Below are 20,682 nucleotides of genomic sequence, written 5' to 3'. Positions count from 1 at the left end.
GAAGACGCCGGGGAGACGGGGTTCGCACGGGGCAGGGCTGGTTCCCGCTGATCGTCGGAGCGGGGCTGTCGGTGGCGGCGATCCCTTACCTGACCGGCCGGAAGACGGCCGGTTTCCGCCGTCCCCGGGTGGGCGGCTGGGCGGTGCTGACAGCAGGTGCCGGCCTGTTCTTCAGCGCGCTGCTGGACATCGTCGACGTGGGCGGCGCCGCGCTGCTTCCTCCGGCTTGCCTCGTGCTCCTGGGGCTGCTGCTCCTCGCCCGCAGCGGACCGGTCAGCAGGTTCCCCCGGCACCGGGTGTGACGGCCGGCAGGCTTCGAGCCGCGGGAGGGATGCGACAGGCCTGTCGGCTCAGGCGATGTGGTCGGCCGCGAGCTCCGCGTCGTAGCGCTGCTTGAACTCCGGCATCAGACGGCGCAACAGGGCCGCGCTGCGCGGGTGGTGGACGTTCTGGCCGTCGGCGAGGTGGATGGCGAGGACGTCGATGCTGGGGTAGCCGCTGTTCGTCGCGACGAACGTCCGGAAGACCTGGTACGCGATCTCGGCGTACTCGGTGTCCTCGGCGCTGTCCGCGGTGGCGGCGATCCCCGCGCCACCGGTGTTCTCGGCCTCGGCGGTGGCCCGGGAGGCCCGCTCGGCCTCCCGCACGGTCTCCTCGGCCTCCTGGACGGCCTCCCGCGCGTCCTCGTCGGCGTCCGACGGCTGCTGGGCCTCGCGCGCGTGCGGGACGGCGCCGATGGTGCCCACGTTGCCGAGCGGGCGGGTCCGGCCGCCCGCGCCCGAGGGCACGTGGGCGGGCGTGCGCTCGAACTCCTCGTAGAAGGGGTCGTAGCCGCCCTGGTACTCCTGGTCGGACGGCTGTCCCGCGAACCACGGGCTGCCCTGCGCGTCCGGGTCGGGGTCCACCGGCGCCCAGTCGCCGCGCTCCTGCTGCTGGGTGTCCTGCGGATACGGCCCCTGCGGGTACGGGTCCTGCGGGTAGGCGTCCGGCGGGACGTCGTCCTGGGCGTACCCGTCCCGGGCGTAGCCGCCCCGTGCGCGGTCGTCCCGCTGCCCGGGCAGGACCGCGCGCGGCGGGAGGTTCCGCTGCTGGGGGTGGGGCGCCGCGGCCTGCCGCCGGTCGAGGTCCTGGGCGTGCTCCGTGCCGTCGTGCGGGGTCAGTTCGGGCTTCGGCGCGGGCGGCAGCAGCACGGGTTCGATCCCGGCCGCCGCCAGTCCGGCCGGGGCGGTCTCGGCGAGCGGTACGCCGTACTTGGCGAGCCGCAGCGGCATCAGGGCCTCGATCGGGGCCTTGCGCCGCCAGGTCCGGCCGAAACGGGCCTGAAGCCGGGCCTGGTAGATCAGCCGGTCCTGTTCGAGCTTGATGACCTGTTCGTAACTGCGCAGCTCCCAGAGCTTCATGCGCCGCCACAGCTTGAACGTGGGCACGGGGGAGAGCAGCCAGCGCGTGAGGCGCACGCCCTCCATGTGCTTGTCGGCGGTGATGTCGGCGATCCGGCCCACCGCGTGGCGGGCGGCCTCGACGGCGACGACGAAGAGGATCGGGATCACCGCGTGCATGCCGGTGCCGAGCGGGTCGGGCCAGGCGGCGGCGCCGTTGAACGCGATGGTCGCGGCCGTCAGCAGCCACGCCGTCTGGCGCAGCAGCGGGAACGGGATGCGCATCCACGTCAGCAGCAGGTCCAGCGCCAGCAGCACGCAGATGCCCGCGTCGATGCCGATCGGGAAGACCAGGGAGAAGTTTCCGAAGCCCTTCTCCAGGGCGAGTTCGCGCACGGCTGCGTAGGAGCCCGCGAAACCGATCGCGGCGATGACCGCCGCTCCGGCGACGACGAGCCCGATGAGTACCCGGTGCGTGCGTGTGAGCTGCATCGCGGCCACCCGCGATCCCCTCCCCGACCTCTGTTCTCCGCCCGGCTTCTCGACATCCGGTGGGGGCCAGCCTGGCACATGCGTACGAGTCGTGATGCGCGGGGAGGCCGGGAGGGCTGCCCGCAGGGGGGTCCGAGGGGAGTCCTCGATTCCGCAAAGAGGGCTCTGGACTGGGACGTTGGCCCAGGGGCGATTTTCGGTCACGACTTGGGTGCGGCCTGGGGAGAACGGCTGTTCGCGGTCCTACGCTGTGCTCGCGACAGGGGCTTCAGGAGCCCCTCTCGGCCGGCTTCGGCCCCTACGAGCAGACCTGGTGATGCCCCATGACCCCGGACGTGGTCTCCGTACGCCCCGGTATCCGCCTCACGGTGATGCCCGCCGCCTTCCTTCTCGCGGCTGCCGCCCTCAGGGCGTTCGCGGACGGCGGGGCGTTCGAATGGTGGGTTTTCGGCGTCATGGCGGCGCTCTTCCTGGCCGCACTCGTGGCCGTCCGCTTCGCATGCGCCGTCACCGTCACTCCCGGCACCGTCACCGTGCGGCTGCCCCTGCGGACCGTCTCCTTCGACCTCGGACAACTGCGTTCGGTGTCCGGCGGGCGTCCGCCGGGCAAGAAGCGTGGCGTGGAGGCGTTGAGGTTCGAGGGGCTGGACGGGACCCGCACCTCCATCACCATGGTGGCCGTCTCCCTGGCCGACCGCCGACGCCTGGTCGCCGCCCTGACGGAGCGGACGACGCCGGACGTGGTGAGGTGGGACGCGCCGATGCGCGAGATGCTCGCCGAGGCCCCGGAGACACCTGCGGGGCCCGGCCCTGAGAAAGCGGCCGGACCCCGGAGTGAGGCTGATCGGACGTCCTGATCGGCGGACGCCGTCCGGGCGTCAGGACTTCGTCGTCGCCTTGGGCGTCGCCTTCGCGGTGGCGCCCGAGTCCGTGTCCGAGTCCGAGTCGGAACCGGAGTCCGGGGCGGCGCTCTTGCTGCTGCTCGTCTTCGGGCTGTCGCTCTCGTCGCCGCTGCTCTTGCTGCTGCTCGTCTTCGGACTGGAGCTGGTGGTGGCGCTCGGGCTCGACGAATCGGTCGTGGTGGTGCCCGTACCGCCCGTACCGCCGACGGCCGCCACGACCTCCTTCGCCGCGGTCTGCGCGCCGGCCAGGATGTCCGCGGCGGAGGGGGCCTTGGCGCCCGCGTAGCCGGTGCCGTTGTAGTTCACCGAGACGACGACGTTGGCCGTACGCACGACGATCGCCGCGTAGGTGAAGTCCTCGCTCGTCTTGTTCAGGGTGTACGTGACCGAGGTGGCCTGGTCGCCGATGCCGGAGACGGGCGCGCTGTTGATGTTCTTCGCGCCCTCGGCCGCCTGTGCCTTGGCGACCGACTTGGTGTAGTCGGTGGTCGCCCGGTCGGCGCCGCTGCCGATCGACGCGTCGGAGTCGTACCGGACGAGGCCGATGTCCAGCCAGTGGTACACGGACCCCTTGACGCCCTTGTCGTCCAGGCCGTTCCAGGAGCAGCTGCCCCGGGCGTCGCCGTCGGTGGACTTGCCCGCGGTGCCCGAGGCCTTCTTGGCGGACGGGACGAGCTTCTTGACCGTCTTGGCGGAGACCGCCTTGCAGGGATCGGGCAGCCCGGCGAACTTCGCCGGTTCCACGGTGGGGCTCGCGGAGGCGGCGGCGCTCGACGATCCGGAGGCGGTGGTTCCGGTGCTCTTCTCCTTCGCGTCGTCGGAGTCCGACGAGCAGCCGGCGGCGACGAGCATCACCGGCACGGCGGCGCAGAGGAGTATGCGGGACAGTCGCGGGGCTGATCGGTGCATGGTTCCTTCACTCGGACGGGACGGGACGGCACGGGGCGACGATCGCGGTCGTTCCCGAGGCCGGGCGGGCGGTGCGGGTGCGTGTTCCGGAGAGCCACCGTACGACGGACGCGGAATCCGTGTGGCCGCGGCGGCCGGCCGCCGCGGTCCCGCGCGGGGCCCGCAGGCAGCCCGCGGAAGCGGCCTACTCGCTGATGGTCTCGTCCAGCCCGCGGGCCAGTGCCTGGGCCTTCTCCTGGAGTTCCGCACTCTCGGGCACCTCGGCGGCGGCGGTCGCCTGCTCGGCGTACCGGACGCTGACGACCACGTTCGATGTGCGGAAGACCACGCTGACGGTACGGCGCTGTGCTGCGGAACCTGCGCTTTCGAGGGAATCGTCCAAGAAAGCGGCATTTCCGATGTTGTTCAGCGTCCGGGGCGCGAGGTCCTCGGCGGCCTCGTCCCCGCCGGTGTCGCTCCCGGTCGGGTCCAGCGACGCGGGGGTGGTCGGCGAGGTCGAGCCCTGCGGTGACACGCCGTCCCCGCTGGACGGGGACGCGGTCGCGGAGGGGTCCGCTGAGCCGTCCGGCGAGGGGGAGGAGGCGGGCAGGCCGGCCGCCTCCGCCTTCTTCCCGTACACCGTGGAGGCGCTGTCCTCGTCGCTGACCGTGGGGTCGTAGGAGACGACCCGCTCGAAGTCGACCACCAGGGTCCGGGTGGAGTCCGCGGTGCGCGCCTGCCAGGTGCAGCCCGCCTTGCGGTCGGTGTCGTACGTGACCGACGCCCGGCCTTCGTACGCCGCCTCCCGCTGCTCCTCCGGGAGGTCGGCCAGGCCCGGCAGGAGCTGCTTGAGCGTGCCGGTGCTCACGGACCGGCAGGCTTCCGGCAGCGTCTGGTACTTGCCGGGGGGTGCGACCGAGACGGTGGGGCTGCCGGGCTTCGCGTCGGTGGTGGCGTCCTCGGTGCCCGAGCCTCCGGTGCAGCCGGCGACGAGCACCGCGAGAAGCGCGATGCCCGGAACGTACGCCATGGGTCGCAAGGTCCCAGGCCCCCTTCGATACGAAAACGAGTTGCCGCGCGACGGCGGCCGATGGACACAATGTGTATCGCACGTGCGGCTGTGAATGCCGGTCGGCCGAGATGTTTGCCGACCTTGGCACCGGTTTTGCGCTTTACGTCTTTTGGGGCCTTTCGGGCCACTTCTACTGTCTTTCCTGTCAGGTCCTGTCGGGGGAAAACGAGGATTCATGTCGTACGTGGAGATGCCGGGCGAGCAGGTACCGATCCGGATGTGGACCGACCCCGCGTCGGTCGAGGACGTCGCGATGCAGCAGCTGCGGAACGTCGCGACCCTGCCGTGGATCAAGGGACTCGCCGTGATGCCCGACGTCCACTTCGGGAAGGGGGCGACGGTCGGCTCGGTGATCGCCATGCACGGCGCGGTCTGCCCCGCCGCCGTCGGCGTGGACATCGGCTGCGGGATGTCCGCCGTGAAGACCTCACTGACCGCCAACGACCTCCCCGGCGACCTCTCCCGGCTGCGCTCCCGCATCGAGGAGGCCATCCCGGTCGGGCGCGGCATGCACGAGGAGCTGGTGGACCCGGCCTCACTGCCCGGAGTGGGAGCCGCGGGCTGGGACGACTTCTGGACCCGGTTCGGCGGGATCGCCGACGAGGTCAAGTTCCGCCAGCAGCGGGCGGTGCGGCAGATGGGCACCCTCGGCGGCGGCAACCACTTCATCGAGTTCTGCCTCGACGAGGCTGACTCGGTCTGGCTGATGCTGCACTCCGGCTCGCGCAACATCGGCAACGAGCTGGCCGACCACCACATCGGCATCGCCCGGAGCCTCCCGCACAACCAGGGCCTGATCGACCGCGACCTCGCGGTCTTCGTCGCCGACACCCCGCAGATGGCGGCCTACCGCAACGACCTGTTCTGGGCGCAGGAGTACGCCAAGTTCAACCGCGCCGTCATGATGGGCCTCTTCCAGGACGTGGTCCGCAAGGAGTTCCGCAAGGCGAAGGTCACCTTCGACCCGGTCATCTCCTGCCACCACAACTACGTGTCCGAGGAGCGGTACGACGGCATGGACCTGCTGGTCACCCGGAAGGGAGCGATCCGGGCGGGCTCCGGCGAGTTCGGGATCATCCCCGGGTCCATGGGCACCGGCTCGTACATCGTGAAGGGCCTCGGCAACGAGAAGTCCTTCAACTCCGCCTCGCACGGCGCGGGCCGCCGGATGAGCCGGATGGCCGCGAAGCGCCGCTTCACCACCAAGGACCTGGAGGAGCAGACGCGGGGCGTCGAGTGCCGCAAGGACTCGGGTGTGGTGGACGAGATCCCGGGCGCGTACAAGCCGATCGAGAAGGTCATCGACCAGCAGCGCGATCTGGTGGAGGTCGTCGCCAAGCTGAAGCAGCTGGTCTGCGTCAAGGGCTGAGAAGGCGGTACCCACCCGCGGGCCCGGTCCGGTTCAAACGGGCCGGGCCCGCGGGTGGGTGGGCCCGCTCAGAGCGTGCGGTGCACCTTGGTGTTGGACGCCTGGGCGCGCGGGCGCACGACGAGCAGGTCGATGTTGACGTGGCTGGGGCGCGTCACGGCCCAGCCGACGGTGTCGGCCACGTCCTCGGCGGTGAGCGGCGCGTCGACGCCCGCGTACACCTTGGCGGCCTTCTCCGTGTCGCCCCGGAAGCGGTTGGTGGCGAACTCGTCGGTCTTCACCATGCCGGGCGCGATCTCGATCACCCGCACCGGCGTCCCCACGATCTCCAGCCGCAGCGTCTCGGCGAGCACGTGCTCGCCGTGCTTGGCCGCGACGTAGCCCGCACCGCCCTCGTACGTCCCGTGGCCCGCCGTCGAGGTCAGCACCACGATCGTGCCGTCGCCGCTCGCCGTGAGGGCGGGGAGCAGAGCCTGGGTGATGTTCAGGGTGCCCAGGACGTTCGTCTCGAACATCTGGCGCCAGTCCGCCGGGTCCCCGGTGGCGACCGGGTCCGCGCCGAGCGCGCCGCCCGCGTTGTTCACCAGCACGGCGAGCGCCTTGAAGGCGGTGGAGAACTCGTCCACCGCCGCGCGGTCCGTCACGTCCAGGGCGTACGCGGTGGCCTGGTGGCCGGCCGCGGTGATCTCCTCGGCCAGCGCCTCGACGCGGTCCTTGCGCCGGGCGGTGAGCACCACGCGGTAACCCTCGGAGGCGAGCCGGCGGGCGGTCGCGGCACCGATGCCGCTGCTCGCGCCGGTGATGACGGCGATGGGGGTGGCGGCCATGACGAACTCCCTCGGACAGGTGACCGGTACGGGGCCAGGATAGGCAGACGCGCACCCGCCCCCTCCGGCGGTGCGCCCGGCCTGGGCCGCCGCCGCGGGGCCTCGGACGCCTGCCGCTCGGGCCCCTCAGGCGGTGCCCGGCGGGCCGAACTCGCGCATCGCGTCCGCGACCACCGTCTCCAGACGGCCGTGGTGCGCGCCCCGCCAGTAGACCCGCTCGCACACCGTGCACTGCGCGAACACGTCGTACGCCGCCTGCGTACCGTGCTCCAGCCGGTCGGCCACCGCCTCCTTGTCCGCCTCCCGCAGCGGCCCGTTGCACGCGGTGCACCGCGACCACGGCGCCAGCACCGGCGCGAAGCGCCCCAGCACGTCCCGGAGCTGCTCCTCGGGCCGGTCGCTGTAGACGTACGCCCCCGCCCAGAGCTCCCGCCTCCGCAGCAGCCCGCGGTCCCGCGAGAGCATCACCCGCCGCTCGCGCGCGGAGAGAGCCGCCAGCGCGGGGTCCCCGATGTCCTCGCTCTCGTACGCCGCGTCGACCCCGAGCAGCCGCAACCGGCGGGCCAGCGTGCCCAGATGCACGTCCAGCAGGAACCGCAACGGCGCCCCCGTCACCCGCTGCGGACGCTCCACCGCGCGTACGGCCACGTGCTCCCCGGTACGCGGGACGTGTGACACCGGCACCACCGCTCCGTCCACCACCAGCGCCCCCACTTCGGTGAGCGGCACGCCGAGCGACTCCACGACGTGCCCGAGGGTCGACACCCCGTCCGTCGCCAGCGCGGTCACCCCCTGACGCCGTTCGTGCGCGACGAACAGCCGCAGTTCGGAGGTCACTTCGACGGTGATCCGCTGCTTGGACGCGGGGGGCTCGGTCGCGGCGGGCTCGGGCGCGGGATGTTCGGTCACGCGCCCAGGATGTCACCGGGGCGGTGCGGGCGGCGAGGCGATTACGGGCGGGGCGGGCGCCGGGGCCGGGGAGCCGGGGGCCGTGTAGAGCGGGCCGAACGCGGCGTACGCGTCGGCGAGGATCTCCTCGGCCGTGACGAGCGTGTGTTCCTCGGCGAGGCGGAGCGCCTGGCGGGTGTACGGGGAGGGCAGGGCGGGGTGGCGTCGGCGCCACCAGCTCGCGCCCACGGCGTACGCGCCACCGGCGAGGACCAGGGCGGGGACGGACAGGGCCGGCAGTACATCGCCCACGGCGGGACCTCCTTCAGCGGATGTCCTCTTGTGTCGGCAGGTCGCGGGGCCCGACTGGAGATCGTTCTTCGGCCAATGAATGGCCGGATGACTACTGATCGATGCGCGTGCCGCAGGGATGCGCTCCGGTGCACCCGGGCGCTTACCCCGGAAGGCCGGCGCCCCTGGAAGCGCCCCGCAGGGGTGTTGCCGCAGGTCCCGCACCGTGCGTGCGCGTCCTACGCCCGACGCGCCCCGCGCGTCCGGCGAGTTCCGTACGACCGGTGCGTCGCGGATGTCTCGAATGTCTCTTACGTCTTGAGCGTCAGGGCCACACCAGGCAGTACGCCTGGTGGCCCGCGTCGTGCAGGCGGACGGAGAAGTCCTGCCACTCGTGGAGGAGGCGGTAGACGTTGAAGGCGTCGCGCGGGCCGCCGCGGTCGGGGACGGTCGACCATATGAAGGCCGCCGCGCCCACCGTCTCCTCGCCCACGTCACGCAGGGGGTCGACCACGGTCATCGGCAGCTTCACCACCGCGTAGTCGGGGTGGAGGACGACGAGCTCCAGCGGCGGGACCTGGTGCAGCGGGATTCCCTGTATCCCGGTGAGGACCATGGCGGCCACCGTCTCCGGCTTGATCTTGGTGAACATGCCCCCCATGCCCAGCTCGTCGCCGCCGAGCTCCTCCGGGCGCATCGAGATGGGTACGCGTGCGGCGGTCGCCCCGTCCGGGGCACCGAAATACTTGTAGGTCACCCCCACCCCGCCACCGCTCCTGATCCCGGGACCCCCGCCGGTCTCCGGGACCGGTCTGCCGCCCTGTGCGCGTTCAGCATCGCGCCGGTGCCGCCCCCGCCGCGCAGGCTCGGGCCCCAGGCCGTCGGTGCCTTCGCCCACTCCGCCACCGCGATGCATATTTCATCCACCCGACTACTTCTTAGGAGACACAGCCCCACCGCGCAACCCGATCATCGTGTCAGTGACCTCCCCACCAGGCGTGCGGCGAAACACCTGCCCGCGAGTCCGCGCGCGCCTCTGACACCATGGCATGTGTGAGCTTTCCCCATGACGCCCCAGTTTCGCAGACGCGAGAGGGCTGACGCCCTTTCGTGATACGAGGAGTGCGCGCTCCTTGGCTCACCGGTGGCCGCGATGTCCCCACCAGCCCTCCGACCCCCCGAATCGCAGATCAGGACCAAAGTGGCGTATTCATACGAAGCCCCAGTTTCACAGTCGCTCTTCGACCGCGCGTCCGTCGTGACGCCCGGTGGCGTGAACTCGCCGGTGCGCGCCTTCAACGCCGTAGGCGGTACGCCCCGGTTCATGGTGTCCGGAACCGGTCCGTACCTCACCGACGCGGACGGCCGCGAGTACGTCGACCTCGTCTGCTCGTGGGGGCCGATGATCCTCGGCCACGCCCACCCCGAGGTCATCGGTGCCGTCCAGGCGGCGGTCGGCCGGGGCACCTCCTTCGGCACGCCGGGTGAGGGCGAGGTCGCGCTGGCCGAGGAGATGGTGGCCCGCGTCGAGCCCGTCGAGCAGGTGCGCCTGGTCTCGTCCGGCACCGAGGCGACCATGTCCGCGATCCGGCTGGCGCGCGGTTTCACCGGCCGCGCCAAGGTCGTGAAGTTCGCCGGCTGCTACCACGGACACGTCGACGCGCTGCTGGCCGCCGCCGGCTCCGGCGTCGCCACCTTCGCGCTGCCCGACACTCCCGGGGTCACCGGCGCGCAGGCCGGGGACACCCTGGTGCTGCCCTACAACGACCTGGAGGCCGTCCGCGCCGCCTTCGCCGCGCACCCCGGCGAGATCGCCTGTGTGATCACCGAGGCCGCCGCGGGCAACATGGGCGTCGTCCGGCCGGTGGACGGCTTCAACGCCGGGCTGAAGGAGCTGTGCGCCGCCGAGGGCGCGCTGTACATCTCCGACGAGGTCATGACCGGGTTCCGCACCTCGAAGGCCGGCTGGTACGGCGTCGACGGAGTCCGCCCCGACCTGATGACCTTCGGCAAGGTCATGGGCGGCGGCTTCCCGGCCGCGGCCTTCGGGGGCCGGGCCGACGTCATGGCGTACCTCGCCCCGGCGGGTCCGGTCTACCAGGCGGGCACCCTCTCCGGGAACCCGATCGCCACCGCCGCGGGCCTCGCGCAGCTGCGGCTGCTCGACGACGCCGCGTACGCGAAGGTCGACGCGGTCTCCGCCGAGCTCCAGGGCCTGGTCAGCGGCGCGCTCAGCAAGGAGGGCGTCGCGCACCACGTGTCCACGGCGAGCAACATGTTCTCCGTGTTCTTCACCGACGAGCCGGTCCGGAACTACGCCGACGCGAAGAAGCAGGAGGCGTTCCGCTACACCGCCTTCTTCCACTCGATGCTCTCCCAGGGCGTCTACCTGCCGCCCTCGGCGTTCGAGTCCTGGTTCGTCTCCACCGCCCACGACTCGCGGGCCGTCGAGCGCATCGCCGACGCCCTGCCCGCCGCCGCCCGCGCCGCCTCGGAGGCCACCGCATGAGCGAGAACGGTTCCGCCCAGGACATCACCGTCGTCCATCTGATGCGCCACGGCGAGGTGCACAACCCGGAGGGCGTGCTCTACGGCCGCAAGGCCGGGTACCACCTCTCCGAGCTGGGCCGGAAGATGGCCGACCGGGTCGCCGAGCACCTGGCGCAGCGCGACGTCCGGCACGTCGTCGCCTCCCCGCTGGAGCGCGCCCAGGAGACCGCCACGCCGATCGCCAAGGCGCACGGACTGGACCTCGCCACGGACGAGCGGCTGATCGAGGCCGCCAACGTCTTCGAGGGCAAGACCTTCGGCGTCGGCGACGGCGCGCTGCGCAAGCCGGACAACTGGAAGCACCTCACCAACCCGTTCAAGCCCTCCTGGGGCGAGCCGTACGTCGAGCAGGTCGTACGGATGATGGGCGCGCTGGACGCCGCGCGCGACGCGGCCCGGGGTCACGAGGCGGTCTGCGTCAGCCACCAGCTGCCGATCTGGATCGTGCGCAGCTTCGTAGAGCGCCGCCGGCTCTGGCACGACCCGCGCAAGCGGCAGTGCACCCTCGCCTCGCTGACCAGCTTCACCTACCAGGGCGACAAGATCGTCTCGGTGGGCTACTCCGAGCCCGCCCGCGACCTGGTGCCCGCGCACCTGCTCGCCGGGGCGAAGCCGGTGAAGGGCAAGTCGAAGGCGTTCGGCGCCTGAGGACGCGCCCCGGCAGGGCGTGGACGATCCCGGGGGCTGGCCGGAGCGGCCCGCCCCCGGGATCGTCCGTTCTGCGCGGGGCCGCTCAGCCCTCGGGGCCGCCCTTCGCGCCGAACCAGTCGAGGCAGACGACCAGCGCGTCGTCCTCCGGCTCCGCGTCGCGGTGCTCGGCCAGCGCCTGCAGGATCGCCGTCGGCACGGACGGGGCGTGCAGCAGGCTCGCCGCCTGGATGGCCCGGGCCAGCACCCGTTCGCCGTACGGCTCCCCGGAGGAGTTCGCCGTCGCGTAGACACCGTCGCTGACGAAGACCAGCCGGTCCCCGGGGAGCACCTGGAACTCCTGGACCGCGTAGGCGGTTTCGTCGAACATGCCGAGCGGGAGCTGCGCCTCCAGCTCGACGCGCTCCACGGTCTTGCCGCGCCTGCGCCACAGACGCGGCGAACCGGCGTCCACCACCTGGACGTTGCCGGTGGCCAGTTCGAAGGTGAGCAGCAGCGTCGAGACGTACGACGCGCCCCGGTACTCGGCGTACAGCGCCTGGTCCGCGAGGGCCGCCTGGTCCGCTATGCCGATGCCGGCCCGGCGGGCGTTGCGCAGGGCGTTGACGGCCAGGTTGGTGAGGAGCGACGCCTCGATGCCCTCGCCCATGCCGTTGGTGACGGTGAGGGTGAGCGTGTCGGCGGTGGTGGACCAGTCGAAGTTGTCGCCGTGGATGGCGTACGCCGGCTCCAGCTGGGCGCCTATGGCGTATTCGGGCCGTGAACACGCCCGGGCGGGCAGCAGCTGCCACTGCATCTCCGCGGCGAGGGTCAGCCGGCTGACCCGGCGGGCCCGCAGATAGAGGTCGGTGTCGCGTTCGGCGACGATGATCTCGTGGCCGAGGAGCCGGGCGATCTCGGTGAGGTCCTGGACGGTCTCGCTGGTGCGCCGGTCCCGGGGGAGCGTCACGTCGAGGACGCCGAGCCGGTCGCCCCGGACCGTCACCGGGAGGTGCAGCAGGACCGAGTCGTCCCGCCCCGGAGCGGAGCGCTCGTACGGCGTCTGGCTGCCGAAGGTGCGGCCCTCGGGGCTGCCGTTCACCGGCACCGGGCCCTCCGTGCGTGCCGGTGCGCCGACCGGCTGGAGCACCGTCAGGCTGTAGTCGGCCATCAGCAGCTCGACGCCCGTGGCACCGTAGTGCTCGGCCAGGGCGGCGCGCGCGGCCTCCACCAGGGCGTGCGGCGCGGCGGTACGCAGGGCGCGTTCCACGGCCAGGTAGTTCTTCACAGTTGGTCGGCTTTCTTCACCAGAATGCTGCTCGGGGGCGAGCAGGGTAACGGGACCAGGGGGTGCCCGACGGGCCGGTGCCGGGCCCTTCGCGCCGCGCCCCTCCGACGGCGGAGCGGGAAGCGGCGGCCGGAGTCGGCGTCAGCGGGTGCGGGCGGGGCGGAGCGGCGTCGGCACGGGCGTCGCCCTCACACGGTGTCCGTCCAGCCGAGGTGGAGTACGGCCACGTCGTCGGCGAGTCCGCCGCTGTCGGCGGCGAGGTCCTCGCACCGCTGGACGACCGCGTCCACGAAGTCGTCGGCCGGGAGGTGGTGGGCGTACTCCCGCGCGATCTTCACGAGGCCCTCCTCGCCGAGGCGTTCGTGCCCCATGCCGACGCGGCCCTCGATGAGCCCGTCGGTGAAGAGCGCGAGCCGCGTCCCCCGGGGCGCCTCCAGTACGGTCACCGGCCAGTGCGCGCGGCCGGGCAGCAGGCCCAGCACGGGGCCGCCCGGCACCTCCTCCAGGCGGACCGGGCCGTCCGGCGGACGCACCAGCAGCCCCGGGTGCCCGGCGCGCATGACCTCCACGTGCGGAGTGCCGACCGCCCGGCTGAGCGTGGTGAGGGTGGCGAAGATCTCGGGACCGGACCGCTCGGCGACCAGCATCTGTTCGAGCAGGTCCAGCAGCCGTTGGCCGCGCGCTCCGGAGAGGATGAAGGAGCGCCACGCGACCCGCAGGCACACCCCGAGGGCGGCCTCGTCGGGCCCGTGGCCGGAGACGTCGCCGACGACCGCGTGCGTGGTGCCGTCGGGTGTCTGGACGACGTCGTAGAAGTCTCCGCCGAGCAGGGTCTGCGCGCGGCCGGGGCGGTAGCGGGAGCAGACCTGGGGGGTGTCGTCGAGGAGCAGCGGGGTGGGCAGCAGGCCGCGTTCGACCCGGCTGTTCTCCGCGGCCAGCATCCGGCTCTCCCGGAGGTCGGCGGCGGCACGCTCGGCGCGCTTGCGCTGTATCGCGTAGCGGATGGCCCGTACGAAGAGCTCGGCGTCGAGGCGGCCCTTGATCAGGTAGTCCTGGGCGCCGCCGGAGACCGCGGCGAGCCCCGAGTCCTCCTGGGCGAGCCCGGTCAGGACGACGACGGCCGTGTCCGGCGAGCGGGAGAGGATCGTCTCCAGTGCGCCGAGTCCCTGGGAGTCGGGCAGGTGCAGGTCGAGCAGGACGCACTGGGGGGTGTCCCGGTCGAGGGCGTCGAGCGCCTCCGCGAGGGTCCGCGCCCAGGACAGGTCGATGGCGACGCCGCTGTCGGCGACCATCTCCTCGACCAGCAAGGCGTCCCCGGCGTCGTCCTCGATCAGCAGGACGCTGGGCCCGTCGCCGCTCCACAGGTCGAAGCCCGGGGCCTCGCCGGTGCGGCCGGCGGGGAGGGCTGCGGCACGGGGCGAGGCGGTGCCGGTGCGCGACGGCTCGGAGGAACTGCCGTCACGGGGTGCGAGGACGGTGGGGGGCGGGGTGCCCAAGGCGCTGTGCCTCCTCTCACCATGGACCGGCCGGCCATGGGGCCGCACGATGCGACCGCGACGAGACTAGAGGTAATAGTTGTTCACTGACAACAATTGCAGGAAGGAAACATCCCTGGTCGGGGCGGTGTGGGGTGAATCGGTGCATTGTCTGCGGGTTCGTCGCGGGTTCGCTGCGCTCTCGCGACGGGCGGGGAGGGTGTGCCGGGCCGGGGCGGGCGGTCCCGGCGGTCTCAGGCGAGGTTGGCCAGCCAGGCGGGTTCGTCGGGCTCGTATCTCTCCCCGTCGATGACCTCGGCGGCTGCGTCCCGGAACGCCGCGAGCCCCTCGCGCAGTGCTTCGGCCGCCTCCGGCTCCATCGCCGCGAGCACCAGGGACACCTCCCGCACCTGGCCGGCCCTGATCTCGTCCAGCAGGGCACGGCCGGGCCGGCTGAGGTGGAGTTCTATCTCCCGGCGGCTGGCCGGGCTCAGGCGGCGCTCGATGAGGCCCGCCGCTTCCAGCCGGTCGCAGAGTCGGCTCGTCGCGGGCGGCGCCGACCCCAGTGCCTCGCCCAGGGCCCGCATGTTGCCGCCCTCCCGGCGCTCGATCGCCATCAGCGCGCGCAACTGGGACGGGGAGGTGGGGCCCGTCGGGGTGTTGGCCTGAGCTCTTCCCCAGAGGACCGCGAGCAGATTCGTCACCTCGGACGCGGTACGGGCCTCTTCTTGGGGGGACGACGGCCGGCGCGGGAACATCGCTCCACTGTGCCACCCCTGCGGCGCCGTTGTCAGCCCGCGCGTCCCCGGGCGGACGGCCGAAAGCCGTCAGGGCTGTCCCGTAAAAGCGGAGCCCTTGTGGAGAACCGGTGAGGGTCCGGTCGTGTGGTGAAAATCAGATAATCGTAGGAACCATCGCGTCGCTCCCTCCATCTCAGCCATGGGCAGTTTGTATGAGTGTGAGACAAAACGACCGTCGATGGGGACGTGGACGTGAACCAGGAACATGCGAACAACATCAACCGGAGGGGACTGCTGGGAGCGGGTCTGGGAGCCGCAGCCGCCGCGGGAATCGCGGGCTGCGGCTCACTCGGTTCCGGGAGCGGGGCGCACCACGGGCCGGAGAAGAGCCCCGGGAGCGCCGCCGGTACGACCCCGGGCCACGGGGGCGGCGCCGGCGGACGGAGAGAGCACGGAAAGGGCCCGGCGAACAGTGCCGTACGGCTGATCGGGGACGGTTCCACCTCCGACACCGGAAAGCAGCCGAAGCAGCCCGACGCGCCCGTCCCGCTCGAACCGGGTCAGACGCCTCCGCAGTTCGTGATCTTTTCCTGGGACGGGGCGGGCGAGGTCGGAAACGGCCTTTTCCCGCGCTTTCTCGAACTCGCCCGGGAACACGACGCCGCGATGACCTTCTTCCTCTCCGGTATCTACCTGCTGCCCGAGTCGAAGAAATCGCTCTACCTGCCGCCCAACAATCCGCGCGGCGCCTCGGACATCGGCTACCTCACCGACGAGCACGTCAAGCTGACCCTGCGGTACGTGCGCGAGGCGTGGCTCGACGGGCACGAGATCGGCACCCACTTCAACGGGCATTTCTGCGCCGGTTCCGGATCGGTCGGCGACTGGACGCCCGCGCAGTGGCACAGCGAGATCAATCAGGCCGTCTCCTTCGTGACGCAATGGCGGACGAACAGCGGGTGGGAGGAGGTCGAACCGCTGCCTTTCGACTACCGGAAGGAACTCACCGGCGGACGCACCCCCTGCCTCCTCGGCCAGGAGAACCTGCTGCCGACCGCGAGCAGGCTCGGCTGGCGCTACGACGCGAGTTCGCCGGGCGGGGTGCAGATGTGGCCGGAGAAACGTTTCGGCGTATGGGATCTCCCGCTCCAGGGGATGCCGTTCCCCGGTCACACCTTCGAGGTCCTCTCGATGGACTACAACATCCTCGCCAACCAGTCGCAGAATTCGACCCGGGGCATGCCCTCCCGCTATCCCGGCTGGCGCGAACAGGCGACCGGTTCCTATCTCGCCGGTTTCCGCCGGGCGTACGAGACGAACCGCGCGCCGTTCTACATCGGCAATCACTTCGAGGAGTGGAACGGCGGAATTTACATGGACGCCGTGGAAGAGGTGATCAAGGAAGTGGCCGGACAGCCGGACGTGCGGCTCGTCTCGTTCCGTCAGTTCGTGGACTGGCTGGACGTCCAGGACCCGGAAGTCCTCGCGAAGCTCCGCACGCTGGAGGTCGGTCAGGCGCCCGCGGGTGGCTGGAACGCTTTCTTTAAGCAGGCCTGACAAGGGGCTTTACGGGCAGCGAGGGGGGTGCCCAAGATCCCCGGATCTGCCATGCGAAACTTTTCACATGAGCCATGGCCGCGCATCCCGACGCCGCTTCACCCTGCTCGCCGCCACGACCGCCGTCGTGGCCGGTGCCCTGACCCTGTCCGCGTGCGGTGGGGACGACATCAAGTCGGGCGGCGGCGGTGACACCAACTTCGTCACCGGCGGCGGCGGCATCTCGACCGTGGCCCCGAAGGACCGCCGGGCCGCCCCGGAGCTCGCCGGCACCACGCTGGAGGGCGAGAAGCTCGACGTCGCCGCCTACAAGGGCAAGGTCGTCGTCCTCAACGTCTGGGGCTCCTGGTGCGGACCCTGCCGGGCGGAGGCGAAGCACTTCGCCGCGGTCTCCAAGGAGACCGCCGGCCAGGGCGTCCAGTTCGTCGGGATCAACACCCGCGACACCCAGAAGGACGCCGCGCTGAACTTCGAGGCCGACGCGGACATCACGTACCCGAGCCTCTACGACCCGGTCGGCAAGCTCATCCTCCGCTTCCCCAAGGGCACCCTGAACCCGCAGACCATCCCGTCGACCGTGGTCATCGACCGCGAGGGGCGCATCGCCGCCCGCACCCTCCAGGCGCTCGACGCGGAACAGCTGCACAAGATGATCGACCCGCTGATCGCGGAGAAGTGAGCCGGTGACCACCCTCGCCGCCGCCACGTACAACGAGACGGTCGTCAACGGTGCGCTGCTGGCCGCCGTGCCGATCGCGCTCCTCGGCGGTCTCGTCTCGTTCTTCTCGCCCTGCGTCCTGCCGCTGGTCCCCGGCTACCTGAGCTACGTCACCGGCATCAGCGGCACCGACCTGGCGAACGCCCGGCGGGGCCGGGTCGTCGGCGGTGCCTCCCTCTTCGTGCTCGGCTTCACCGCCGTGTTCGTGTCGGGCGGGGCGCTCTTCGGCTACTTCGGCGGCAACCTCCAGGAACACAGCGAGACCCTCCAGCGGGTCCTCGGCGTGCTGATGATCCTCATGGGGGTCTTCTTCATGGGGCTGATGCCGTGGATGACCCAGCGCGAGTTCCGCATCCACCGCAGGCCGGTCACCGGGCTGCTGGGCGCCCCGCTGCTGGGCGCCCTCTTCGGGATCGGGTGGACCCCCTGCCTCGGCCCGACGCTGAGCGCGGTGTCCATGCTCGCCTTCGACCAGGGCACCGCCGAACGCGGGGCACTTCTGACCGTCGCGTACTGTCTGGGACTCGGTGTCCCGTTCGTCCTCGCCGCCGTCGCCTTCCGCAAGGCGCTCGGTGCGTTCGGCTGGGTCAAGCGCCACTACGCATGGGTCATGCGCATCGGGGGCGTCATGATGATCGCGACCGGCATCCTGCTGCTGACGGGGCTGTGGGCCTCGTTCATGCAGGACGTGCAGGGCTGGTCCAACGGTTTCACTGTGGGGATCTGAGTTCCATTGAGCAAGCTGAACACCACTGACGAACGCGACGCCGCGCGCGCCGACGAGCAGGACACCCGGGAGCTCGGTGAGGCCGGGGCGCAGCTCTCCACCGCACCGGTGGAGGAACGCGCCGACCGCGAGGCCGGGCTGCCCGCCATGGGCTTCATCGGCTGGATCCGCTGGTTCTGGCGCCAGCTCACCTCGATGCGGATCGCGCTGATCCTGCTCTTCCTGCTGTCGCTCGGCGCCATCCCCGGCTCGCTGATCCCGCAGAACAGCGTGGACCAGCTGAAGGTGCTGACGTTCAAGAACACGCACACCACCGTCACGCCGATCTACGAGAAGCTCCAGCTCTTCGACGTCTACAGCTCGGTGTGGTTCTCCGCGATCTACATCCTGCTCTTCGTCTCGCTCATCGGCTGCATCCTGCCGCGCAGCGTCCAGTTCGTGGGCCAGCTGCGCAGCCGCCCGCCGCACGCACCGAAGCGCCTGACCCGCCTGCCCGCGTACACGACCTGGCGTACGGAGGCCGAGCCGGAGCAGGTCCGCGAGGCCGCGCTCACCCTGCTGCGCAAGCGGCGGTTCCGCACCCAGGCGGAGGGCGACGCGGTCGCGGCGGAGAAAGGCTATCTCCGCGAGGCCGGCAACCTGGTCTTCCACGTCGCGCTCATCGTGATGCTGGTGGCCTTCGCGGTCGGCGCGCTCTTCAACTTCCAGGGCGGCAAGCTCGTCACCGAGGGCGACGGTTTCGCCAACACGATGACGCAGTACGACGACTTCGACAGCGGCTCGCTGTACGACCCCGACTCGCTCGCGCCGTTCAGCTTCACCCTCGACGACTTCGTCGGCACGTACGAGAAGACCGGCCCCCAGCGGGGCACGGCCCGTACCTTCGAGGCGCGGGTGACGTACGCCGAGGGCGCGTACGGCAAGGAGAAGAAGGGCGTCATCAAGGTCAACGAGCCCTTGGTGATCGACGGCACCAAGATCTTCCTGATCTCGCACGGCTACGCCCCGGTCGTCACCGTCCGGGACGGCAAGGGCAAGCAGATCTTCAAGGCCGCCGTGCCGCTGCTGCCGCGCGACGCCAACATCACCTCGTCCGGTGCCATCAAGGTCATGGACGGCTACAGGGACAAGAACGGCAAGCGGGACCAGCTCGGTTTCAACGCGTTCTTCGTACCGACTTTCGCCGGCGCGGGCAGCGGGACGATGCTCTCGCAGTTCCCCGGCGCGGAGAACCCGGTGCTGGCGCTCAACGCGCTGCACGGCAGCCTCGGCGTCGACTCCGGCCTCCCGCAGAACGTCTACCAGCTCGACACGGACAAGCTGAAGCCCTTCAAGGACGCCTCCGGCGCCAACCTGAAGCAGCGCCTGGCGCCCGGCGAGACCATGCAGCTTCCGGACGGCGCCGGCTCCATCACCTTCGACGGCGTCGAGGAGTGGGCCAGCTTCCAGATCTCCGAGCGGCCCGCCGCCGGCTGGGCGCTCGGCGGGGCCATCGCCGCCATCGCCGGACTCGCCGGTTCGCTCTTCATCCAGCGCCGCCGCGTCTGGGTGCGGGCCGTGCGCGGGGCCGACGGGGTGACCGTCGTGGAGATGGCCGGACTCGGCCGCAGCGAGTCCGCGAAGCTGCCCGAGGAACTGCTCGGCCTCGCGTTGGCGCTGAACGACGTGGCGCCGACCGCACCCGATCCGCAGTCCGACCCCGCCCCGGGGCCGGAGACCGACTCCGCGGCCGAACCCGGCCCCGGTCCCGACGTACCTGCCGCAGAAACTGCCGAAGGGGCTGAGAAGTGAATCTCGCCGCCGCCGCCAACGAGAATCTGGCGCACACCAGCAATGTGCTGATCTATTCGTCGATGGCCGTCTACACCCTGGCCTTCCTCGCGCACATCGCGGAATGGGTGTTCGGCAGCCGCAGCAAGGTGGGCCGCACGGCCGCCGCGCTGGACGCCGCGAACCGGGCCGGGGCCGCCGCCGCGTCGGCGCCGAAGGTCCAGGTCACGCAGGCGGGCGGCGCGACCACCGTGCTGGAACGCCCGAAGGTGGTCACCCGGTCCGCCGCCGGCACCCGGGACGTTCCGGACGGCCCCGGCGCTTCCGGCGGCACCTTCCAAGGCGACCTGTGGGGCCGGATCGCGGTCTCGATGACCGTGCTCGCCTTCCTCGTACAGGCGGGTGGCGTCGTCGCCCGCGCGCTCTCCGTGGAGCGTGCCCCCTGGGGCAACATGTACGAGTTCTCGATCACCTTCTCCACGGTCGCCGTCGCGGCCTACCTGATCCTGCTCCTGCTGCGGAAGAACGTCCGCTGGATGGGGCTGCTGCTGGTCACCGTGGTCCTGCTGGACCTCGGCATCGCGACCACCGTGCTCTACACGGACAGCGACCAGCTGGTGCCCGCGCTCCACTCGTACTGGCTGTGGATCCACGTCTCCACCGCCATCATCTGCGGTGCGGTCTTCTTCCTCGGTGCGGTCGCCACGCTGCTCTACCTCTTCCGCGACAGCTACGAGCGGAAGATCGAGGACGGCGTGGAGCCGGGCCGGTTCGCGCAGTCCGTCCTGGACCGGCTGCCGTCGGCGGCCACCCTGGACAAGTTCTCGTACCGCGCCAACGCGGCCGTCTTCCCGCTCTGGACGTTCACGATCATCGCGGGCGCGATCTGGGCCGGCGAGGCGTGGGGCCGTTACTGGGGCTGGGACGCCAAGGAGACCTGGTCGTTCATCACCTGGGTCGCGTACGCCTGCTACCTGCACGCCCGCGCGACCGCCGGGTGGAAGGGCCGTAAGGCCGCCTACCTGGCGCTCATCGCCTTCGGCTGCTGGCTGTTCAACTACTACGGCGTCAACATCTTCATCACCGGCAAGCACTCCTACGCCGGGGTCTGACGCCCCGCAC

The 20,682-nt window shown here is 71.4% G+C and carries 20 protein-coding genes; 10 read left to right on the top strand and 10 right to left on the bottom strand.

Going from position 1 to position 20,682, the window contains the following annotated elements:
* The first annotated feature begins 71 nt into the window (after nucleotides 1–71).
* Nucleotides 72–302, top strand: a complete 231-nt coding sequence (locus tag OHT52_RS11805; protein ID WP_328720100.1) for a hypothetical protein — start codon at nucleotides 72–74, stop codon at nucleotides 300–302.
* A 48-nt stretch (nucleotides 303–350) separates the two neighbouring features.
* Here OHT52_RS11805 and OHT52_RS11800 read toward each other — a convergent pair whose 3' ends face one another.
* Nucleotides 351–1,880 carry a DUF2637 domain-containing protein gene (locus OHT52_RS11800; protein ID WP_328720099.1) on the bottom strand — a complete coding sequence of 510 codons (1,530 nt, stop codon included), beginning with the start codon at nucleotides 1,878–1,880 and terminating at the stop codon, nucleotides 351–353.
* A gap of 314 nt (nucleotides 1,881–2,194) precedes the next feature.
* Here OHT52_RS11800 and OHT52_RS11795 point away from each other — a divergent pair, with 314 nt between their 5' ends.
* Nucleotides 2,195–2,728, top strand: coding sequence for a hypothetical protein (locus OHT52_RS11795; protein ID WP_328720098.1), 534 nt, complete (start codon nucleotides 2,195–2,197; stop codon nucleotides 2,726–2,728).
* A gap of 21 nt (nucleotides 2,729–2,749) precedes the next feature.
* Here the strand turns inward: OHT52_RS11795 and OHT52_RS11790 are convergent, their stop codons facing one another.
* On the bottom strand, nucleotides 2,750–3,682 hold the full coding sequence (locus OHT52_RS11790) for a DUF3558 domain-containing protein (RefSeq protein WP_328720097.1): 933 nt from the start codon (nucleotides 3,680–3,682) through the stop codon (nucleotides 2,750–2,752).
* A gap of 184 nt (nucleotides 3,683–3,866) precedes the next feature.
* Nucleotides 3,867–4,691 carry a DUF3558 domain-containing protein gene (locus OHT52_RS11785; RefSeq protein WP_328720096.1) on the bottom strand — a complete coding sequence of 275 codons (825 nt, stop codon included), beginning with the start codon at nucleotides 4,689–4,691 and terminating at the stop codon, nucleotides 3,867–3,869.
* 217 nt (nucleotides 4,692–4,908) lie between these two features.
* On the opposite strand from OHT52_RS11785, the gene OHT52_RS11780 reads away from it, so the two are divergent.
* Nucleotides 4,909–6,102, top strand: coding sequence for an RtcB family protein (locus tag OHT52_RS11780; protein WP_328720095.1), 1,194 nt, complete (start codon nucleotides 4,909–4,911; stop codon nucleotides 6,100–6,102).
* 68 nt (nucleotides 6,103–6,170) lie between these two features.
* On the opposite strand, the gene OHT52_RS11775 is transcribed toward OHT52_RS11780, so the two are convergent.
* The 4 genes from OHT52_RS11775 to OHT52_RS11760 all read right to left on the bottom strand — a co-directional run bounded on the left by OHT52_RS11775 (nucleotide 6,171) and on the right by OHT52_RS11760 (nucleotide 9,024).
* Nucleotides 6,171–6,929: an SDR family NAD(P)-dependent oxidoreductase gene (locus tag OHT52_RS11775; protein ID WP_328720094.1), complete on the bottom strand. Its 759-nt coding sequence runs from the start codon at nucleotides 6,927–6,929 to the stop codon at nucleotides 6,171–6,173.
* Between the two features lie 126 nt (nucleotides 6,930–7,055).
* On the bottom strand, nucleotides 7,056–7,778 hold the full coding sequence (locus OHT52_RS11770; protein WP_328723704.1) for a Mut7-C RNAse domain-containing protein: 723 nt from the start codon (nucleotides 7,776–7,778) through the stop codon (nucleotides 7,056–7,058).
* Nucleotides 7,779–7,850: 72 nt separating this feature from the next.
* Nucleotides 7,851–8,129 carry a hypothetical protein gene (locus tag OHT52_RS11765; protein ID WP_328720093.1) on the bottom strand — a complete coding sequence of 93 codons (279 nt, stop codon included), beginning with the start codon at nucleotides 8,127–8,129 and terminating at the stop codon, nucleotides 7,851–7,853.
* Between the two features lie 304 nt (nucleotides 8,130–8,433).
* Nucleotides 8,434–9,024: a hypothetical protein gene (locus tag OHT52_RS11760; protein ID WP_328720092.1), complete on the bottom strand. Its 591-nt coding sequence runs from the start codon at nucleotides 9,022–9,024 to the stop codon at nucleotides 8,434–8,436.
* Between the two features lie 285 nt (nucleotides 9,025–9,309).
* Between OHT52_RS11760 and hemL the strand changes: the two genes are divergently transcribed.
* Nucleotides 9,310–10,617 (top strand): glutamate-1-semialdehyde 2,1-aminomutase, encoded by a 1,308-nt coding sequence (gene hemL, locus OHT52_RS11755; protein ID WP_328720091.1) that lies wholly within the window; start codon nucleotides 9,310–9,312, stop codon nucleotides 10,615–10,617.
* Nucleotides 10,614–11,306: a histidine phosphatase family protein gene (locus OHT52_RS11750; protein WP_328720090.1), complete on the top strand. Its 693-nt coding sequence runs from the start codon at nucleotides 10,614–10,616 to the stop codon at nucleotides 11,304–11,306. The genes hemL and OHT52_RS11750 overlap by 4 nt, the downstream gene beginning before the upstream one ends.
* An 85-nt stretch (nucleotides 11,307–11,391) precedes the next feature.
* Here the strand turns inward: OHT52_RS11750 and OHT52_RS11745 are convergent, their stop codons facing one another.
* The 3 genes from OHT52_RS11745 to OHT52_RS11735 form a co-directional block, all read right to left on the bottom strand.
* Nucleotides 11,392–12,573 (bottom strand): PP2C family protein-serine/threonine phosphatase, encoded by a 1,182-nt coding sequence (locus tag OHT52_RS11745; protein WP_328720089.1) that lies wholly within the window; start codon nucleotides 12,571–12,573, stop codon nucleotides 11,392–11,394.
* A 188-nt stretch (nucleotides 12,574–12,761) separates the two neighbouring features.
* Nucleotides 12,762–14,069, bottom strand: a complete 1,308-nt coding sequence (locus OHT52_RS11740) for a PP2C family protein-serine/threonine phosphatase (protein WP_443046555.1) — start codon at nucleotides 14,067–14,069, stop codon at nucleotides 12,762–12,764.
* A 233-nt stretch (nucleotides 14,070–14,302) separates the two neighbouring features.
* Nucleotides 14,303–14,806 carry a MarR family winged helix-turn-helix transcriptional regulator gene (locus OHT52_RS11735; RefSeq protein ID WP_443046554.1) on the bottom strand — a complete coding sequence of 168 codons (504 nt, stop codon included), beginning with the start codon at nucleotides 14,804–14,806 and terminating at the stop codon, nucleotides 14,303–14,305.
* Between the two features lie 234 nt (nucleotides 14,807–15,040).
* Here OHT52_RS11735 and OHT52_RS11730 point away from each other — a divergent pair, with 234 nt between their 5' ends.
* The 5 genes from OHT52_RS11730 to ccsB all read left to right on the top strand — a co-directional run bounded on the left by OHT52_RS11730 (nucleotide 15,041) and on the right by ccsB (nucleotide 20,672).
* Nucleotides 15,041–16,345: a hypothetical protein gene (locus tag OHT52_RS11730; RefSeq protein WP_328720087.1), complete on the top strand. Its 1,305-nt coding sequence runs from the start codon at nucleotides 15,041–15,043 to the stop codon at nucleotides 16,343–16,345.
* Nucleotides 16,346–16,412: 67 nt separating this feature from the next.
* Nucleotides 16,413–17,024: a TlpA family protein disulfide reductase gene (locus OHT52_RS11725; protein WP_328720086.1), complete on the top strand. Its 612-nt coding sequence runs from the start codon at nucleotides 16,413–16,415 to the stop codon at nucleotides 17,022–17,024.
* Nucleotides 17,025–17,028: 4 nt separating this feature from the next.
* Nucleotides 17,029–17,790 (top strand): cytochrome c biogenesis CcdA family protein, encoded by a 762-nt coding sequence (locus tag OHT52_RS11720; RefSeq protein WP_328720085.1) that lies wholly within the window; start codon nucleotides 17,029–17,031, stop codon nucleotides 17,788–17,790.
* A gap of 6 nt (nucleotides 17,791–17,796) precedes the next feature.
* The gene (gene resB, locus OHT52_RS11715; RefSeq protein WP_328720084.1) at nucleotides 17,797–19,581 is read left to right on the top strand and encodes a cytochrome c biogenesis protein ResB; all 1,785 of its coding nucleotides are present in this window, start codon (nucleotides 17,797–17,799) and stop codon (nucleotides 19,579–19,581) included.
* Nucleotides 19,578–20,672 (top strand): c-type cytochrome biogenesis protein CcsB, encoded by a 1,095-nt coding sequence (ccsB, locus tag OHT52_RS11710; RefSeq protein ID WP_328720083.1) that lies wholly within the window; start codon nucleotides 19,578–19,580, stop codon nucleotides 20,670–20,672. The genes resB and ccsB overlap by 4 nt, the downstream gene beginning before the upstream one ends.
* Nucleotides 20,673–20,682: the final 10 nt, after the last annotated feature.

Source organism: Streptomyces sp. NBC_00247, assembly GCF_036188265.1.
GTDB lineage: Bacteria > Actinomycetota > Actinomycetes > Streptomycetales > Streptomycetaceae > Streptomyces.
The sequence above is the reverse complement of the archived record's forward strand: the minus strand, read 5'-3'. Positions and strand labels throughout refer to the sequence as shown.

Coding starts and splice junctions, on each gene's coding strand:
- OHT52_RS11785 (WP_328720096.1), bottom strand. CDS start 4,691: ATGGCGTACGTTCCGGGCATCGCGCTTCTCGCGGTGCTCGTCGCCGGC.
- OHT52_RS11775 (WP_328720094.1), bottom strand. CDS start 6,929: ATGGCCGCCACCCCCATCGCCGTCATCACCGGCGCGAGCAGCGGCATC.
- OHT52_RS11780 (WP_328720095.1), top strand. CDS start 4,909: ATGTCGTACGTGGAGATGCCGGGCGAGCAGGTACCGATCCGGATGTGG.
- OHT52_RS11735 (WP_443046554.1), bottom strand. CDS start 14,806: ATGTTCCCGCGCCGGCCGTCGTCCCCCCAAGAAGAGGCCCGTACCGCG.
- OHT52_RS11725 (WP_328720086.1), top strand. CDS start 16,413: ATGAGCCATGGCCGCGCATCCCGACGCCGCTTCACCCTGCTCGCCGCC.
- OHT52_RS11795 (WP_328720098.1), top strand. CDS start 2,195: ATGACCCCGGACGTGGTCTCCGTACGCCCCGGTATCCGCCTCACGGTG.
- OHT52_RS11790 (WP_328720097.1), bottom strand. CDS start 3,682: ATGCACCGATCAGCCCCGCGACTGTCCCGCATACTCCTCTGCGCCGCC.
- OHT52_RS11760 (WP_328720092.1), bottom strand. CDS start 9,024: ATGCATCGCGGTGGCGGAGTGGGCGAAGGCACCGACGGCCTGGGGCCC.
- OHT52_RS11750 (WP_328720090.1), top strand. CDS start 10,614: ATGAGCGAGAACGGTTCCGCCCAGGACATCACCGTCGTCCATCTGATG.